The 18,179-nt window shown below is 54.0% G+C and carries 13 protein-coding genes; 7 read left to right on the top strand and 6 right to left on the bottom strand.

Annotated features, from left to right (window positions below; translation table 11 throughout):
* Positions 1 to 224: 224 nt before the first annotated feature.
* Together ACHHV8_RS01150 and ACHHV8_RS01145 are read right to left on the bottom strand one after the other, a co-directional pair.
* Positions 225 to 3,617 (bottom strand): tubulin-like doman-containing protein, encoded by a 3,393-nt coding sequence (locus tag ACHHV8_RS01150; RefSeq protein ID WP_395156029.1) that lies wholly within the window; start codon positions 3,615 to 3,617, stop codon positions 225 to 227.
* Positions 3,618 to 3,640: 23 nt separating this feature from the next.
* Entirely contained in the window at positions 3,641 to 5,410 is a 1,770-nt protein-coding gene (locus ACHHV8_RS01145) for a VWA domain-containing protein (protein ID WP_395156027.1), read from the bottom strand.
* Between the two features lie 470 nt (positions 5,411 to 5,880).
* Here ACHHV8_RS01145 and ACHHV8_RS01140 point away from each other — a divergent pair, with 470 nt between their 5' ends.
* From ACHHV8_RS01140 to ACHHV8_RS01125, 4 genes are all read left to right on the top strand, one after another.
* On the top strand, positions 5,881 to 6,033 hold the full coding sequence (locus ACHHV8_RS01140; RefSeq protein WP_395156025.1) for a hypothetical protein: 153 nt from the start codon (positions 5,881 to 5,883) through the stop codon (positions 6,031 to 6,033).
* Complete coding sequence (locus ACHHV8_RS01135; protein ID WP_395156023.1) at positions 6,023 to 6,976, top strand: hypothetical protein; 954 nt, start codon at positions 6,023 to 6,025, stop codon at positions 6,974 to 6,976. Before ACHHV8_RS01140 ends, ACHHV8_RS01135 begins: the two co-directional genes overlap by 11 nt.
* Positions 6,973 to 8,733: a hypothetical protein gene (locus ACHHV8_RS01130; protein WP_395156021.1), complete on the top strand. Its 1,761-nt coding sequence runs from the start codon at positions 6,973 to 6,975 to the stop codon at positions 8,731 to 8,733. Before ACHHV8_RS01135 ends, ACHHV8_RS01130 begins: the two co-directional genes overlap by 4 nt.
* A gap of 161 nt (positions 8,734 to 8,894) precedes the next feature.
* Complete coding sequence (locus tag ACHHV8_RS01125; protein WP_395156019.1) at positions 8,895 to 10,511, top strand: S-layer homology domain-containing protein; 1,617 nt, start codon at positions 8,895 to 8,897, stop codon at positions 10,509 to 10,511.
* A 399-nt stretch (positions 10,512 to 10,910) separates the two neighbouring features.
* Here ACHHV8_RS01125 and ACHHV8_RS01120 read toward each other — a convergent pair whose 3' ends face one another.
* The 4 genes from ACHHV8_RS01120 to ACHHV8_RS01105 form a co-directional block, all read right to left on the bottom strand.
* Positions 10,911 to 11,465 (bottom strand): peroxiredoxin, encoded by a 555-nt coding sequence (locus ACHHV8_RS01120; RefSeq protein ID WP_395156016.1) that lies wholly within the window; start codon positions 11,463 to 11,465, stop codon positions 10,911 to 10,913.
* A 347-nt stretch (positions 11,466 to 11,812) separates the two neighbouring features.
* Positions 11,813 to 12,052 (bottom strand): glutaredoxin family protein, encoded by a 240-nt coding sequence (locus ACHHV8_RS01115; protein WP_395156014.1) that lies wholly within the window; start codon positions 12,050 to 12,052, stop codon positions 11,813 to 11,815.
* A 358-nt stretch (positions 12,053 to 12,410) separates the two neighbouring features.
* Complete coding sequence (locus ACHHV8_RS01110; protein ID WP_395156012.1) at positions 12,411 to 14,351, bottom strand: helix-turn-helix domain-containing protein; 1,941 nt, start codon at positions 14,349 to 14,351, stop codon at positions 12,411 to 12,413.
* The gene (locus tag ACHHV8_RS01105) at positions 14,345 to 14,611 is read right to left on the bottom strand and encodes a hypothetical protein (RefSeq protein WP_395156010.1); all 267 of its coding nucleotides are present in this window, start codon (positions 14,609 to 14,611) and stop codon (positions 14,345 to 14,347) included. Before ACHHV8_RS01105 ends, ACHHV8_RS01110 begins: the two co-directional genes overlap by 7 nt.
* Before the next feature lie 254 nt (positions 14,612 to 14,865).
* Between ACHHV8_RS01105 and ACHHV8_RS01100 the strand changes: the two genes are divergently transcribed.
* The 3 genes from ACHHV8_RS01100 to ACHHV8_RS01090 all read left to right on the top strand — a co-directional run bounded on the left by ACHHV8_RS01100 (position 14,866) and on the right by ACHHV8_RS01090 (position 18,113).
* On the top strand, positions 14,866 to 16,170 hold the full coding sequence (locus ACHHV8_RS01100) for an ABC transporter substrate-binding protein (protein WP_395156008.1): 1,305 nt from the start codon (positions 14,866 to 14,868) through the stop codon (positions 16,168 to 16,170).
* A gap of 126 nt (positions 16,171 to 16,296) precedes the next feature.
* Positions 16,297 to 17,268 (top strand): carbohydrate ABC transporter permease, encoded by a 972-nt coding sequence (locus tag ACHHV8_RS01095; protein ID WP_395156006.1) that lies wholly within the window; start codon positions 16,297 to 16,299, stop codon positions 17,266 to 17,268.
* Positions 17,265 to 18,113 carry a carbohydrate ABC transporter permease gene (locus tag ACHHV8_RS01090; RefSeq protein ID WP_395156004.1) on the top strand — a complete coding sequence of 283 codons (849 nt, stop codon included), beginning with the start codon at positions 17,265 to 17,267 and terminating at the stop codon, positions 18,111 to 18,113. Before ACHHV8_RS01095 ends, ACHHV8_RS01090 begins: the two co-directional genes overlap by 4 nt.
* The last annotated feature ends 66 nt before the right edge of the window (positions 18,114 to 18,179 follow it).

Raw genomic sequence — 18,179 nt, 5'->3', positions numbered from 1 at the left:
CTTAAAGGCGGAGGCCCCGCTTGCGCTCGCGGCACCTTGCAAGGCAGCTTGCTTCCTCATGTCTGCCCTGCTAGAAGGCAGCCGCTTGAGCCGCCCACTGCGCCTTGGAAAGCCCCCATTTGAATGTCTACGCTGTACCTCAAGAGGACGACTGCTTGCTCACGGCCTGCTGCACCTTGCAAGGCACCTTACAAGGCAGCTTGCTTGAAGCAGCCCGCTGCGCCCTACTTCAAGCTCCGCAGCATGTCGCTGACTTTGCCCGCCACCAGCTTGTAGAACTGGTACATATCTTCCCCGTTCTCGTACTCGACGCGGTCGTAATCGAGCGCCGACTTGGCTTCCTGATAGGACTCCGCCATCTGCTGCAGCGCCGCGATCAATCCGCTGATATCCGTCGAAGCCGTCAGCTGCTGGCTGCGCTTCGCCGACTTGCGCGCAAGCAGGCTGCGCTTTTTCTCGTCCAACTCGCGGATCTGGCTGTAAATCCGGTATTCGACGAATTTGTTCACCTGCATCAGATTAACGAAGGCATCCCAAGGGTCTTCGTCCGCATCGTGATCGTAGACGTACAATGCGCCCTTCTTCACGATGGTGCTCGTATACATCGCATCGATGAACAGCTGCATCAGCTTCTCTTCATCCTTATGCGAGCTTAGCACCCGCTCCAGCTCGGCGATTTTGTGCGTGATCGCATCGTATTTCGCCGCTTCTTCCTTCACGCGCTTCAGCAGCTCCGGCGAACGGATCAGGTTGTCCTTAGCCATCTCTTCGTTGACGCTTCCAAAAATATCCTTCGACCCTTCCGCAGGAAGCCCCTGCTCTACAAAAGCTTTCAGCTCGTTCACACAGCGCTGCAGCTCCCCGAGATTCGGCTTCTGTCCGGCGTTCAGCTGTAGGTTGTAAGAAGCCAGATGGCCGTTTAAATCGAACGGCTTCGTAAATACGCACTCATAGCGGTTGATCGTCCCGCTGTCGTCGCCCTTCACCCGGATCACCCGGTAGGACAGCAGCTTGTTGAACAGCCCGCGGACCTCGGCGTTATATTTTTTGACCCGTTCGTTATCGTACGTATCGCCCCACGATTTCTCCGGAATCGGCGAAGGCAGGTAAGTCCAGTTCACTTTATCCGTCTGCACCAGATGGCGGCCGATACCCTCCGGCTCCAGAATCGTATTCTCATAGCTCGTCTCGTACACTTTCAGTGGCGTATACAGGAACAATGGAATCCCGTTCTGCGTGTTCAGCCAGAAAATCCGGTTCTTCACTTCGCTTTCCTTGATCGTAAACCGCGAGTTGGCAATCGCATGATCCTGGAAATTCCGGATGCCCTTGAAAATGTTCGGCGCTTTGACCGGTACGGATACGAAGCCCCATGACGGGAAGTTAAAGTGGCCCGAGTTGTTGCTTAAGTGGAATACCGGCTTCGCTTCCTCGTGCAGGCGGCTGGCAATATTTTTCTCGACCAGCTTCTCGATCGAATCGTCCTGGCCGTATTTGATGATCAAATATTCTTCCATCGACTTCGTAATCAGGTCTCCGAAATGGTCGGTCAGAAACTCGGAAATCGAGCTGATCACATCGACCTCCTGCTCCTTGATCCAATTGTTCGACCGCTGAAGCAGCTCGTTCGTAAAGTCGCGGATCAGGTCGTTCACGTTTTTCTCATCCGTTACCTGACCGATCAGCTTCGCCATATCCGGCACGCTCACCACGTTCCAGAAGTAAGTCCGGTTCCCTCTGTGATCGACCTCTTCCTCGCCGTTGGTCAGAATATCGCCGTTTTTCTCGAATATTTTATTCAGCTCGTTCAACAGCTCCGTAAACACAAGGTAAATACGGGAATTTTCCTGATTGATCAAGTTGTACAAATCCTCGTAAAATTCAACCATCTGCTCCATCCGCTCGCGGTCGGCGTGCAGCAAATATTCCTGGATTTTCGCTTCGATATAAGCGTCCTTCTTCTTGTCCTTCGAGATGAACGCGCTCCGCGCCTCGGTCATCTTCTGCAGGGAGCTTTCTTCCGCAGACTCGATGTCGCGCGGAATGCGGACAATGCTCTCCTTCAAGGATTCGATGTAGGACGAGATCAGCTTGAGCAGGCAGAAGCCCTTATCCTGCAAAATAATCCGCGATACATAGAACGGCCCCTGCTCGGGATTGCGGAAAATTTTGGTCACCTGCTCGGAGAACAGCTCCTTGATCTGCCCCGGCAGCTGCCTGCGGGATTTGATATATTCCTCGCGCGCCCGCGACAGGAAGCTCTGCTCCAGCTCGGTGTCGATGTTAACGACCTGCTGCTTCACAACGTTCGTGTAGCTCAGACGCTCGCTGTTCTGGTACCCTGCAAGCGGCTCCGGCACCCGCGAGTTGAATTCGCGGTGGATCGAATCCGGGTCGATGCCCAGCTTGTGCGCAAGCTTCTCGACCTCCTCCTGGCTCGGTTCGGCGTGGAACATTTTCTCCATGCGCTGGAACACCTTGAAGGCCAGGTATGTTGTCATTTCTTCGATCGGAAGCACGGCGGACGAAGCGCCGAGAATATTATATTGATAGTTGGCGGCGTAAGCCTTCGGCATCTGGTTGATATTCGTCCGGATGTTGCTGATATAGTCGTGGATCGCGAACTCCTCGCCGGAATGCTTGTCCTCGCTCGCCATAAAGTTCGTAATGTTCTCCGCCGTCACGTTCATGCAGTAGTCGTAAGCATTTTCCAACAGCTTACCCTCAAGGTTCGTTGCGGAGATCAGGTGAGCCAGATTGAACGGCGGCATAGGCGAATTCACGTTCAAAATGCTGGCGTACTGCTGCTTGAACCGCTCGCTCCGCTCGTCGACGTTCATCCAGTAGTCCAGCTCCTTGAGAGCTGCATAGCCGTTCTTCTTGATATACTCGCGCGAATGCTCGGTCAGGCTCTTGTTCGCCAGATTCACGTCCGGCGTGAACAAATAGCCGAGCAGGTTGACCTTGTCCACCCCGGCTGAGCCGTAATCCCGCTCGATAATTCCGCGGACAATGTACGCGATATCGAGGAAGCAGCCGCTGCCCGTACCGCCGGACAAGCCGGTCAGCAGGAACACCATCAGCTTCTTGTTTGTCCCTACCGACAGAGTCTTGATCTTGCGCTCGATCGTCTGGACCACCTGAACGATCTTCGTGAACAGCAGCAGCCGTCCGGCCTGCCGTACCCCTGACGCACCGTTGATCCCATCGGTGATCGTCAGCTCGGGCGACAGCCATTCCTTGATGTAGGGCTCCAGCACGCTGCGGTTTTGCAGCACGCTGCCGATTTCAGCATTCGACAGCAGCACGAATTCGGTCAGCGGGTCGAGGCCGATGCCCTTATATTTCTTGTTGCGGTCGTGCTCGTTCGTCTCCAGCGCGAGAAACTCGACATTGTTCGGCTTCTCTCTTTTCTTCTTTGTGAACGAATCCTCCGGCAGCTTGAACCGGCGGTTGATTTGATATTTCAGGCGGAGCAGCGCATCGATCCCGGTACCGCCCAAGCCGATAATCAGCATCGGGTTGTCGATCGTGTCGACGCGGATTTTGTCGCTGATAATGCCTCCGCCCAGCGAGACGTCCAACTGCTGTATATGTTCTCTTACTGTCGCTTTCATGCGTATTCCTCCAACCGTTCGCCTTATTTGATATATTCCAGCGTAATAGATTTATTTACGTTCTGCAGCGTAATTTTGATTCGGTCGTTATTTTTCAGCTCTTTGCCCTTCGCCGCCTCGAAGACGCGTCCGCCCTTCTCGATGACACAGCCGGATTCATTGTACAGCACGACCGTATCGCCGGCGCCGGGCTTCAGCACCACTTGCTTCGTTTCGGCAAATTCCGGGGCGAGCTGGAGCAGCTGATGCAGCTGACATTTGCCCTTGAAGGCGTTCAGCTTCCGGTATTGCGGACTTGTCCTCTCGCCGGTATCCTCATCCTTGATCTCGATGACCATTTGGCCGACGAAGCCCTTATTAGCCCGCTTCCAGGCATTCAAGGCGAACAGCGCTGCGGCGATCAGTACGGCAAGTCCGGCAATCCACGCGCCTCGGGCCACCCAGTTGACCTTCTCCTCCGCAGCATTGCCTTCCGCCGGGGCCGCAGCCTGCGCGCCCTTGGCCGAAATCTTCACAGGCGCCGATTCGCGCGCGAAGTTCGTATTCTCTACCTTCACCTTCAGCTCGTAGTCGTGGGCCTCCGCCACCTTCATCGTTCCTTCAATCCCTTGAGCGGTGGTGGTTAACGGCAGCTCCTGCGTCTTCTTCGTATCTAGGTCAGTTACGACAAGCGTCGACTTCGCGTTGGTATAAAGCCCGGCATCCGACACGTTCTGTCCGTTGGACTGCAGGGTCGCTTTGACGGAAACCGAGTCTCCGGGCTTATAAGGATTAGACGACAAAACCTGCATCGACACCTGCACATCGTAATTATAAATTAAATTGATATTTATTTTTTCTTTCGGAACGCCTTTGATTCTGAGCTTCCAATCTCCTTGGGCCGGGTTCAAAATCTTCAGCAGCGAGTAAGCGTTAGAGGCCGAATAAATCACCTTATCCGACGGAATCGGCTGCTCCTGGCCTGACGGGTCGAGCAGCTTCACTTCGACCGGCTTGTTCGACATAATCGAAATATTCGCTTCCAGCACGCTCGAATTCGGTATCTGAACAGTGACGTCCTGGAACTGCCCGTTCGCCGTAAATCCGTTCAGCGGAACGACCTTCAGCTTCAGATGGCTCGCATAAATTTCGCTTAAAATTTGCGGCAGATCGTCGGCCGAGCTCGTTACGAAGCTTTTGGCGTTCGTATCCTTCGCGATTTTCTCGATGACCGATTTATTCAGCTGCCCGTCGGCATTCAACCCGATCGTATAGATCGGAATGCCTTTGTCCTTCGCCTTCTGGACGGCGGCGTTCAGCTCCTTGTCCGACTCCTCCTGCGTCTTGCCCGGCGCCAGCGAGTTGTTCCCGTCGGTCAGCAGGACAATCAGAGGCACATGCCCCTGCTCCGCACCGGAGTCGAGCACCTTCACCGCTTCGCTGACCCCTACCGCTACATCGGTGTAAGGCCCTCTCGTCAGCTGATCGATGAACGCCTTCAGATCCTTCTTATCCTGCACGCTGTTCATCTTCAGCAGCGCCTTCTCCCGCAGCACCTGATCGGTGTAGGCGACGACGCCGATCTTGTCTCCTTGCACGGAAGACATGTCGACGAACATTTTCATCGCCTCGTAGCTGAGCTTGTTGACGTCGCTCTCATTCATCGAGGTGCTGACGTCGACAGACAGAACCGCATCGATCTTCGTATCCGAGTCGGCCGCCGCAGAGGCGGGCGAAGCGAGCGGACTGCAGGTCATCATGACGAACAAAAGCGCGGAAAGCACGCGCTGAGCTATTTTATTGTTGGCATTCATTCCATTGATTCCTCCAAAAGCTGTGTTTATATGCTGGTACCGCAAAAAGTCTGGGCGCCGCCGGGGCGTCGTTCGGCTGCTTGCGCCGTTTTGTAAGCTTATGTTCTGTTGACAAACATGCCTTGTCCCCGCTAGCCTTTTTGTATACGCGGCAAAAGCCGAACCGAAGCGGAAGCTGTCGAATCCAATCGGGGCGTTCGACGTATTTTTTAATGAATATAACGTCTATCGACGCGCTTCGGGGCAAGCGACCCGAGTATACCGGATGGCTGCCCGCTTCGTCTAACCGATGGGACCGTTGGCCCATTCTTCGCCCCCGCTCCGCTTGATCTCTTACATGAGGTTCGACACCCCATTGTGGTAAAATGGAAAAAGTGGATCTCGCAGGGTGTGACTTTATGTCTACTAATCCATCTTAACTTGTTAAATATGAAAATTCCACTAAGCTAATCTAAATTTAGGAGAAACCAATGCTGACAACTATTGGAATTGCCATTGCCGCCGTTGTGGTGCTCAGCCGCTGGTACAGCTTCCATTCAAACAAAAAAACGGAAGCCCGGCCGGAGACGATCGATGCCGACTTTATGAATCTATTGAACAGCGGTGACCGCCATGTCAAATAAAAGAGCCGTACAATTCCGCAAAAGCGTGCGCACACGTCATGCTTTTGAACGTATAAAACATTGCAAAGGTTGCGGAAGCTACTCTGCGCTTTGGAGCGACCGCTGCCTGAAATGCGGCGCCGAGGGCAAATTCATAGCCATTCAGGCAGCGATCGCTTCCCTGCATAAGCGCAGCGCCTTCCGGGATGGAATGCTCATCGCCTCCATCAGTCTCGGCGCCTTCGCCATGGCCAGGAACGTGACGGAGATGGCCGTTTCTTTGGCGGCCGGTGCCGTACTCGTGGCAGGCTATGCCCTGCTCAGCCGCCGCTATGCCGCAGCGATCCGCAGCCGGATGCTGCACCAGCTCCTGCTTGAAGAGAATCAATCGATTCGCGAAGGGCTGCTGCTCGACATTGACGATGCCGCCAACGATCTTAAATCCGACGATTACAAGTCCGCTTACGAAAAATTGCGGGAAATCGGCTACCTGATTACCGGAAACCAGGTAAAGGTGCTGAAGCTGATGTGCCTGAACCATTTTATACTGCGCAGCGATATGGATCTGGAGCTGCAGACGCTCATCCCCGACGACTTCGACAAGGATTTCATCCTGTATCTGGCGGAGGTATGCAAGGTCAGCCCGCAGCTGGTGGGACGGGAGACCTTGAACTACGTCGTCAGAAACCGCGTCTTGATCGAAGCGATGCCCGCGGGCCGCGAGACGCTAGCCCTGGCAGCCGGAGCCGCCCTGCGCGTCAAAGGCTATGTCGTGCAATTCGAAGAGCTGATTGCCGATTTCGTGGACGATTTTCCGAAGGACCGGCTGCTCCGCCTGCATCGGCTGATCCAGGAAAGCCCGTCCGACTACCTGCTGCTCTACGGCAAGGTAACGGGGGCGGTGCAGCGCAAATTAGGCGTTGACCCGGAGGTTCAGCCTGAGACCGGGGGGCAGAACGGATGAACCGATCCATGTACGCCCGCTCCAAAATATACCGGAACGCCGCTGCGCTTCTGCTGGCCCTGATGCTTGCTTTGGCCGCCTACAAGGTGTACAGCAGCTGGCTGAAGACCGACCTGTATGCCAAAGCCTCGGCCGAGCAGGCCGCAGGACACCTGCTGGAGGCGGAGGAGCTGTACTTGAAGGCGGAGCGGATCGCAGGCTTCGATTATCGCAGCGATGAGATCGCCGAAGCGCTGAGCGTTCTGCGCCCGGTGACCGATTTGAAAAGAAAGCTTGCGGCGATGACAGAGGACGTAAGCGCCGCAGCGCAGGTGAACGACGTGCCGACTCTCGTCCGAACGTACGGGCAATTTCTAACGCTGCAGCAGGAATATGCAGGCAAGGACGACGAAGCCAAAAAGCTGTTCGCCGAGAACGAAGCCGTCTACCAGGTCGAGCCGAAGCTGAACGAGGCCTTCGCCGCAAGCAAAAGCGAGCTGCTGAAAAGCATCGACACCGCCATTACGAAGAAAACGGTCGACAACGATACGGCGATTGCGTACCTCGCGCAAATTCCGGCCGTTTATTTCAAAGATGAGAAAACGAAGAAGCAGCAGCTCGCCGCCAAGCTGAAGGCCTATGATCAGATGCGGCTCGATGCTTTGTCCAAGAGCAAGCCGTTCGGGGAAGTGCTGGCCGGCGCGGCCGGCATCCGTCAATTTTACGAGGCGAACGGAGTGCAGGCCGATTGGCTGCAGCCGCTGCTCGAGACTTATGTTCAGAATACGCTCGCTGCGCTGCTTAGAAAAAACGATTTGAAAACCTTTATCGCGGATGCGCAAACGTATCAGAGCTCAAAGGAATGGTTCGATGCGAAATCCAAAGTAAGCGCCTATATTCAATCGACGATGCGCAGTCAATTCACCCGCGCCGAGCAGCTGGTCGCCACGCGCAAATTCGACGATGCGCTGGAGCTGTACAGCCAGCTCAGCGCTTATCAGAATACGGACAAGGAAGTACAGGCCCTGCAGCAGCACCGGCTGGAGTCGGACCCGGTGCAGCTGCTGCGCAGCGCAGTCCATGACGCCGCCGCCAAATTTACCAGCGTGATCAGTGCCAAGGCGACGGCCTCCACTCCGTTCACAGCCGCCGGGATCGTTGACGATACGCTCGTCTTCGCACGCCTTGGCGCGAATCAAACGATCGAGAAGGCGGAGACGGCGCTTGAGCGCAAGCTGACGGTCAAATCGCTGACGTGGTCGGATGCGCTCAGCATGCGGAAGCTGCCCGTGCTGATCGTCGAAGCTGCCTCGAAGGCCCGTAAAGCCCGGTACATCGCCTATGAAGCGGACGGCTCCGAGCTGAAGCCGCTGCTCGATATCGAAGCGGACGGCTTCACACAGGAGAAGCCGGGAAGTCTGCTCGTCGTGAACCCGACAGGCGAAGCCGCCGGGAAACAGGCCGTATTCGAGTACCAGGGCGGCCAATATGCTTTTGCAGGCGTGAAGGCGGGCGTGACGGACATTCTGCTCACCGAGCTGCCCAAGCAAAAGCTGGGATCGCCGGTTCGCTTCCAGTGCAGCATCGCCGCCGTCGACGGCAACACGGCCACCGTGCTGCTGAACCGGGAAATCGTGCTGCTGACCGGCAGCTTCAAGCTGAAGCCGGGACCGGCGGTGATTACCGGCACCTACTTCGATAAAAGCCGGGTCATTCTAGGCAATCCGCCGCAATCTACGATTGCCTATCAAGTACAGGTGACCGCTGCAGAGCAATAAGCGGCTCACAGCCTAATAAAAACCGCGACAAGCCGTTGTCGCGGTTTTTATTGCATATATTCCCAGTTCCTTTCCTTCGTGATTTAAGCCATGATTAAGGTTGCTGTTCTATAATCGTACACAAGACAGTCCATCTCAGAACCGGCAGAAAGGCATTTCCTATGAAATTAATGACTTATGTAAAGCAGCGCGTTCCGCTGCTCCTGGCTGCGGCTCTCCTGCTCGCCCCCGCTATTCCCGGGAAGGCTCAGGCGGAGCCCGCTCCGGCTTTTGACGATATCGCTTCAAGCTATGCCCGGACACAAATTAACGGTTTGGTTCAGAAAAATATTATGAACGGAACCGGAGACCGGAGCTTTTCCCCGGAGAGGCCCATTACGCGGGCTGAATTCATTGCGGCTCTTGATCGGGTCCTGAAGCTGCAGCCGCTGTCCAGCGCGATTCCTGCCTTTACGGACGTCCCTGCGGACGCCTGGTTCTACGGCTGGGTGCAGGCGGGCGTCGAGCTCGGCATCGTGGACGGCGTAAGCGCCTCCCGCTTCGCTCCCAATCAATCGATTACGCGGCAGGAAGCTGCGGCGCTGCTCGTCAAAGCGCTGAAGCAAAGCGGCTCTGCCGCCGCAAGCCCGGCAAGCTCCACTTTCTCCGATGCGTCGCGGATTTCCTCTTGGGCGGTGCCCTACGTCGAACAGATTCGCCAATTGGGGCTAATGAATGGCGACCAGGGTCAATTTCGTCCGAACGACCCGATTACCCGGCAGGAGACCGCCGTCGTGATCGACAAGCTCGTCAACGGCTCCCGCTGGTCGACGGCACTGCAGGCTTCACCCGCCCCCTTGATTCAGCTGGGATGGCAGTATAATCAAACGGAGGAGCAGTTCAAGCAAAACGTATTGGATGCCAATATCAATACGCTGTCGCCGCGCTGGTTTTTCCTTGATGCTGCAAAAGGCATCGAAGATGCAGCCAGCCCAGACCTTGTCAGCTGGGCGCACCGGAATGGGAAAAAGGTATGGCCGCTGGTCGGCAACCGTTTCGATAAGCAGTATACGCATCAGGTGCTCTCCGATCCGGCGAAAGCGGAAGCGGCCGCCCAGCAGCTCGCGCAATTTACGGATAAGTACAGCCTCGACGGCCTTAACATCGATTTTGAAAATGTGGATGCCGCTGACAGACAGGCGCTAACGTCCTTTATTTCCAGCTTGGCTTCCAAGCTGCACGCATCGAATAAAACTTTATCGGTTAACGTATCTCCGGATACCGGTACCGACTGGACGGAGGCCTTCGACTTCGCCGCGCTCGGTCAAAGCGCAGACTACGTCGTGCTGATGGCCTACGACGAGCATTGGGACGGGGACGTGACGGCCGGCTCCGTATCCTCCCTGCCTTGGCTGAGCGCAGGCGTTCAAACGCTGCTCGCTTCGGTTCCGGCCGGCAAAGCCATTGTCGCCCTCCCCTTTTACACGAGGGATTGGACCGACACCGCAGGCATTGCTTCCAGCACGGAGCTGACGATCCGAGAGCAGCTTGAAGTTGTAGATGCCACGGGAATGACTCCCCAATGGAACCCGGTACTCGGACAGTATACGTCGAACTATGTGTACAATCGCATTTCACATGCCATCTGGCTGGAGGACAGCCGTTCCTTATCCGCGAAATACCAGGTAGGCCTTGCAAATCATGTCGCAGGCTTCGCATACTGGTCTAGCGGCGGGGAAACCCCCGACGTTTGGATCAGTCTGATGAACCGGCTTCAGTACGATGCTTACTCGTTTTAACCACGGTTTCGGTTAAAAAGTAAGCTGCCGACACAATAAACGCCTTCCTGTCTTCGGGAAGGCGTTTCTACTTCCATTGCTGCAGAAAGGCGGGGCCTATTGCTGCCACAGAAAAGAAAAGGCCGGGGTGCTTCCCCTCGGAAAACGGGCTCCGCCCGGCTTTGCGTATAGTGCAAAAAACCGGCAGCGCTTAGGGAGGCCACTGAAAAAGTCATCGCTACGAGTACGGAACATTCTTCCGATCGCTGTTGTCCCTGGATTTCTTTGATTATCTTCCGCTTGTAGCGGTTGAAATCCAAGGACAAAGGCGAACGCTTTCGCTTCTACAGAACGATTCCGTGCTCTCCGCTAGTTTTTCAGTGGCCTCCGCTTAGGATGCCGGTTTTTTTGACACTGCAATTATCCGAGTGTTTTATCGCCTTTTTTCCAATTCACCGGGCACAAGCCGCCGGATTGAAGCGCCTCAAGAATGCGCAGCGTTTCTTCGACACTGCGGCCGACGTTCATATCGGTAACTACCTGGTAGCGAACTGCGCCTTCGGGGTCGATAATGAACAGACCGCGGTGCGCCGCGCCCGAAGCGTCGTCAAGCACGCCGTATGCTTTGGCTGTTTCTTTCTTGAAGTCGGACGCCAGCGGGTAGTTGATCGGGCCGATGCCCTGCTGGTCGCGCGGCGTATTGATCCAAGCACGGTGGGTATAGACGCTGTCCACCGAGATGCCTACGATATCGCAGCCAAGCTCCTTGAACTTATCTACGTTGTCGCTGAATGCGATAATTTCCGTCGGGCATACATACGTGAAGTCATAAGGCCAGAAGAACACCATTACCCAACGGCCGCGGTAGCTTTCCAAGGTCACGTTCTCTTCCAGCGTCTCCATGTTAATCGTGGAAGGCAGATCAAATTGAGGGGCTTTCAGGCCGATTTTTACAGTTTCGATAGCTTGTGTCATGATAAATTCCTCCTTGGAATGTTTGAGTATGATTACTAGCGCACATTGCTAGCGTATGATTGGGCGTAAGTGCGAGCGTACGGGCTAACTAATGATGAGCATATGTGCAAAAAATGAGCAGCGTACGAGCGCTTTATAGAAAGCTCCGGGGAAGCTCCGGGGAAAGCTCCAGGGAAGGTACATGCCTCCGGCCGCTGTTGAAATCGTGAACTTTTGAATGAATGGCAGTATGGGTCGTTCACGATTTCAAAGGCGAACGCTGACGCTCCTGTGGCATCTACCTTCCCTTCCGCTGGCCTGCCGCTAGCGGATTTTTAAACAAAACAGCTTTTTAATGCCTAAAACCTTTACATCCCCAAAGCGGACTTAATCCGGGTCGTATTCATCCCCAAAATTTTGGCGTCGCCGATCAGAGTGACAGGAAGCGAGCTAACGCCCAAAGCTTCAAGCTCGTCATAATAAGCGTCGTTCGTATCGACGTTTCTTTCCTCGAAAGCGATATTCTCATCGCTCAAATATTTTTTAAGCTGCTTGCAGTAGCCGCAGGTGTTGCTGGAATAAACAATAACCGGTGTAGTGGTGGACATAAGTTCGTACCTCCTATAGTTAAACTTGAATTTAAACTAAATCTAAACTTTCGATAGACTTATAGTAACATGGACAAGTTCCGCGCATCATTAAGGTTTCATGAAGCTATAATGAAGATCTGATGAACTCCGCAAGCATACATTTTAACCAAGCTGCGGGCACTCCCCAAGGTCATCCCAGGCTCCCTCCGTTCATGCCAAAAAACCTCTCCGTCCAAGAGAGGCCGCCGAAAAAGCACGGTGCGTGCGCCCGGCCGCTCCGCAGAATCGCAGGCTTTCGCCCTCAGGCGCTTGCAGCCATAGCCTTGTCAGCCGCTACCGTACGCAGGAAACGGTGAGGCTTCGAACCTGCCGCGGCCTATAGTCTGCGGCGGTCGATCTGCTTGCGGTATTCGCCGGGCGTAATGCCTTCAAGCTTTTTGAAAAAACGGATGTAGCTGTTCGTATTGTTGTAGCCTACGCTTCGGGCGATGTCATGAATATTCATCGTGCTCCCGCCAAGGAGCGCCTTGCTTTCCTCCAGACGCAACTGCGTTAAATGCTCTACGACCGTTTTTCCCATGTACTGCTTGAAAATTCGGCTAAAATACGCAGGATTCAGCCCTACGGAGTCCGCAATCGCCTCCAGCGACAGGTCGGACCGGAAATTGTGCTGCATATAGGCGAGCGCTTTGTCTACCGTCGGATTCGTCATCGTTTCCTGCTCCGCCGCAAAAGCCGCAATCCGCGTGAGCACCCGCTCCAGCCATTCATGAATCGCATCGATGGTTTCCATGCCCGCCAGCTCGCGGTACAGAAACACGCCCTCTCCGAATACTTGTCCTACCGAGCCTCCCCGCTCCAAAAGCGCCTCCAGCACGGCGTCCAGCAGCCGGTTGTACAGCCGGTAAATATTTTCATACGTCAGGCGAGGATTCTGCTTCACCTCTTCCGTTAACTGCTCCAGGCTTGCAGCGGAGGCAGGGCCGTCTCCGTTTTTGAGAAAATTGATTAAATGCTTCTCCATTTGCAGCGGGTAGTAATAATCGATCCCGCCCCGCTCCAGCCGGACATCTTCGCTGAAGATCACTTTGTTCGTACCGAGCACCAGCTTATATTGAATCACCTCAGCCGCTTCGTTATAGGACAAGTAGGCGTCCTCCATGCACTCGTAGCGGCTGCCTGCGCTGATCGTTACCGAAAACTTCAGGATATTCAGAATCGCTGCCGAGACTTGCCCGGCATATGTTTGGAGAATGGCTCGCACTTCATCCGGCGGCGTGTCCTGCACGTTAACGAGCACCGCGCATTGATTAGCCTGCCTTTCCGTAGACAGACAGCCGAAGCTTTCGCCGATAATTTCCTCGGCAATATTGCCGATGGCGAATTTATATAAATTCAAATCCGAGGTAGAATAAGTACGTTCCAGAGCCGGGTAATCGTCGATTTCTATCAGCATGACGACATATCCGTTCAATGACAGACTCAGATTCAAGAAGCTCAGGCTGCTCTGGATTTCGGTACTGCTGGCTATTTTATTGTTCAATAAATTCGATACGAACCTTTCGCGAATGGCCGGTAAATTGGTGCGGAAGGATGCTTCCAACGATAAGCTTCGGCTCATCAGCCGTTTGAACGGCAGGTACATTGACTTGGACAAGAAGTACGATAGGATCGCGCCCAAAGCGATCAGCAGCAAGCAGACGGCCACCGTCACATTGCGTATATACGACAGCTTGCGGATCAAATACGTCATCGGGGTTTCCGACACGAGCATCCACCCGTTCTCCAGCGTCTTCGAATAAGCTACCAGCGTCGGGGCTCCGCGCGATTTATCGACATAATAATGCTCTTCGCCCGAATCCGGGATGCCGGCTACATGGGTCAGCAGCGTGACATAATCCGACCGCTCCTGAATTCTGGAGGAAATCAGACTCCCGTCCGCCGCGGCGATATACGTATTCGTATGCGGGTTCCCTTCCATACTCTCGAGCATCCGGGAAAGCTTCTCTTCATAAATATGAACCGCTACATAGCCGAGCTCCTCGGGGAAGGCAAGCGGAATTTTACCGATCAGCGTAATGATGCTGACTTGATTCCCGTCCCGGTCCATCATCTGGCGGGTAGGAATCCACAGCTCTTTCTTCCCTGTACTTCGCAGCTTCTCCAGCACATTTTCCTGCCCGGATTGTAAGGATATGCTGGCCATTCCGTCGGAAGATATGACCGCGCCCGTCTGGGCAGCGAATAAATGAACGGATTGAATCAGCTCATTCGAGCCGGCCCATGTTTTCACTGCATCCTTCATTTCGTTTAACAAATATGGTCCCCGGCATTTTGGGCATAGGCGTATACTTTTCCATCCAACCCGGCGGTCACCGACAGGGCGTGCAGATCCCTGACGATTTTGTTCAAGGATTGGCTTTGCTGGTTCAACAGGTGCGCGTTGGCTTGACTAAGCTCCTCCTCCAGCGTCCGTATGGCCAGCTGGTACGAAAAGATGCCGATGCAGACAACGGGAACAATGATAACGATCAAATAAGAAAGAAAATAGACCAGGAATGTACGATTCGCCTTCATCGCTTGCCGCGGCACCTCCAAATAAAATACACCCGATAACTGCTTCTGATTATGTCATACTTAAGGACGTAAATGAACGGCTCCCAGCCCTTTTCAACGCCGGATATCATAAATTAATTATAAATGTCAAAAACGTACGATGGCTCAAGTCATCGTTAGGCTATAAAAGTGACGAACTGAAAATATACAGCCGCCCCGCTGTTTTCTATGATAATAAGGCAAGTCACGCAACCATTCGAGGAGGTCAACAATATATGAGAAAACAAGCAGGCTATGCCCTGGCAGCGGTGCTGCTGGCCGGTTCCCTGGCAGGATGCAGCAAGGCGCCGGAGGGAAATGAGGAAGCGGCGAAAGCGGCGGGCGATCAGCCCATTACCTTGAAATTCGCTTCATGGAGCATCAGCGAAGCGGCAACGAAAGACGCGTTGGAGCAAATGGCCGACGCCTTCCATAAGAAGCATCCGAATGTAACGATCCAATTCGTAGGCATTCCGTTCGGTGATATTAAGCAGCAAACCTTCGTAATGGCGTCATCGGGCAACGCTCCCGACATTATGCAAACGTTCCCGTCGTGGTTCTCCACCTATGCCGCTTCCGATATTATCGTGCCGGTCGACGATCTGCTGGGCAAAGATTATGTAAACGACATTCTGCCTTCCTTTAAGGAGGATTTCTCTTACCAGGGCAAATTGATGGGGGTGCCGTGGGCGCCGACCCCTTACATTCTTTATTACAATAAGGAGCTGTTCAAAAAAGCCGGTCTGCCGGAAACGCCTCCGAAGACCTACGAGGAAATGATGGAGGCCGCCCGCAAAATTGCCAAGCTGAAAACCGATGCCGGCGAGAAAGTGTACGGCCTTGGCGAAGCAACGGATAAGCTTGCCATCAACGGAATGATCGCCCTGAAAAATATTTACAGCTTTGGCGGTTCCGTGCTGGACAAGAACGGCAAGGTCAATGTCAACACGCCCGAGGTCATCGAAGCTCTGAAGCATTATCAGACGCTCGCCAACGAGGAGCTTACGCCGCAGGGCGCGAAGCTGAAGGATTTGCGCAGCTTGTTCTCCTTGGGGCAGCTGGGCATGTACGTGGACGGCTACTACGGTAAAGCCGTGTTCCGCAACCTGAGCGGGAAGGGCGAGGCTTTCGACAAAGTATGGGGCGCAGCCTTAATTCCTGCCGGCAAGTCGGGAAAAAGCGTTTCGATCGGCGAAGCGCACGGCCTCGTGATTTCTTCCGCCTCCAAGAACAAAGAAATGGCCGCGGAATTCGTGAAATTTCTGACCGACAAAGACATGATTACTCTGTACCATAAGCAAAGCGATGTATTGACCGCCCGCCAGTCACTCAGCTCCTTGCCGGAATTCACGACGACCGAGTTCGACAAAGTATTGATGGAGCAGTTCAAGTACGTGCAGCCGCTGCCGCAAAATACCCCTGGACTGGAGCAGGCGTACCTGGATATCGCCGAAGCCCTGCAAAAGGTCACTGTCGCCAAGCAGGACCCTGCCAAGGTGGCCGCCGAACTCGACGCCAAGCTGAAGCAATCGATAAAATAACCCCACAAAGTGAGGCTTTTGCTTCGAAGCGGATTCAGGTACTTTGCGGGGCCCCGAAAATTTATCAATTCTGCTATGTCAATAAAGCCTTACAGGCAATTTCACCAAGGATGGATGTGACTTCACGTGGACCATACGTTGAAACCCGGTTCCGGCGCGCCGCAAGGCGCCCCGAAAGCCGGTGAGCGGCGGATCAGCGAGCTGTGGAAGGATCGGCTCTTTCTTCTGGCTATCGTCTCGCCCGCTATGATCCTTCTGATCTTGACGATCGGCATTCCGATTGTTAAATCGATTTATATGAGCTTTTTCGATGTTTCCTTATTAAAGATGAAATCGTATTCGTGGAATGAGTTCAGCAATTACCGGAAAATATTTGAGAACAGCGAATTTTTCGATTCCCTGCGCACGACTATCGTTTATGTATTCGGTATTGTCGCGGTGCAATTCGTTCTCGGCATGCTGCTCGCCATGATCTTGAACGGCCCAATCGCGCTGCGCAAGCTGACCCGCACGCTCATTCTGATCCCATGGACGGTTCCGACCATCGTCGCGTCGCTGCTCTGGATGTGGCTGTTTCAGCCGCAATACGGGGTCATCAACTACATCCTCCAGCAGGCGGGCATCATCGATAAGCCGTATCAGTGGCTGGCGGATCTCAAGCTGGCGCTGCCTGCGGTGATGACAGCCGCGCTGTGGCGGCAGCTCCCCTTCATGACCACGATGCTGCTGGCGGGAATGCAAGGGATTTCCGAGGATATGTATGAAGCAGCCAAGATCGACGGGGCCAACAAACGGCAAATGTTTTTCCATATCACGCTGCCGATGCTGAAGAACACGATCAAAACCGTGACGCTGATTGCGATCATCGAAAATTTCAAAATGTTCCCGCTCTTCTGGGTCATGACCGGCGGCGGTCCGCTGACTGCCACAACGACTATTGCCATTCTTAGCTATAAAACGGCCTTCATCCAGCTCGATCTAGGTAAAGGAGCGGCGATCGGCACCCTGTGGCTCATACTGCTTATCTTCATCTCCTGGCTCTATAATAAGCTGTTTGCCTTGGGCGAGGATACCGGCGTGAGGGGGAAAGCACATTGAAGCCATCATCACTCCGCCGTTCCTTTTCAGCAAGCGCCGTGTCCTTCATCGTCGTTGTATTGTATTTAGTCTTCCTGATGTTTCCTTTGTATTGGATGAGCATTACGGCCTTCAAGGACAACAGCGTGCTGTTCCGCATTCCGCCGGAATGGTTTCCGAGCCACCCGGTATTCACACATTTCGTGAAGCTGCTGAGCGACGGGGCGTTCGTCGTGTTTTACAAAAACAGCCTGATCGTCAGCTTCGGGACAACCGTGCTCACTTTACTGGTAGCTACGCTCGCCGGCTACGGCTTTTCCCGCTTTCAGTTTAAATTCAAGGAACTGATGCTCTTTTCCATCTTATCTACTCAGATGCTGCCGGTCATTTCGCTGTTGATCGCTTTATATTCCATCTATAACACGTACGGCCTGTTAAATACCCGCACCGGATTGACGGTTGCGCTGACTACGGCTTCCCTGCCCTTCTCCATATGGATGATCAAAGTGTTCTTCGACAGCATTCCGATTTCGCTGGAGGAAGCGGCCAAGATCGACGGCGTCAGCCGGTTCGGCATTTTATTCCGCATCGTGCTCCCTTTGTCCAAGCCGGGCGTGTTCGCTGTAGGCGTGTACACGTTTATTTTATCCTGGGATGATTTCTTGTACTCCCTGACATTGATTAACGACGATCAGCTGCGCACATTAAATCCCGGTATCGCGATCCGGTATATGGGTGAAGTCTCTTATGATTGGGCGAACATCATGACGATCTGTTTAACGGCAACGATTCCTATCGTCCTGCTGTTCTTATTCTTCCAGAAATATATGGTTTCCGGTCTGACGGCCGGTTCCGTCAAGGAATAACAGATTAGCAAGAACGATCGGGCTTTGAATACAAAATAAACCGCCGGCTGATGAACGGCATCCCCC

It is taken from the genome of Paenibacillus sp. TAB_01 (genome assembly GCF_043945595.1).
Lineage (GTDB): Bacteria > Bacillota > Bacilli > Paenibacillales > NBRC-103111 > Paenibacillus_S.
Note: the sequence above shows the minus strand (reverse complement) of the source record. Positions and strands in the feature narration are given on the sequence as shown.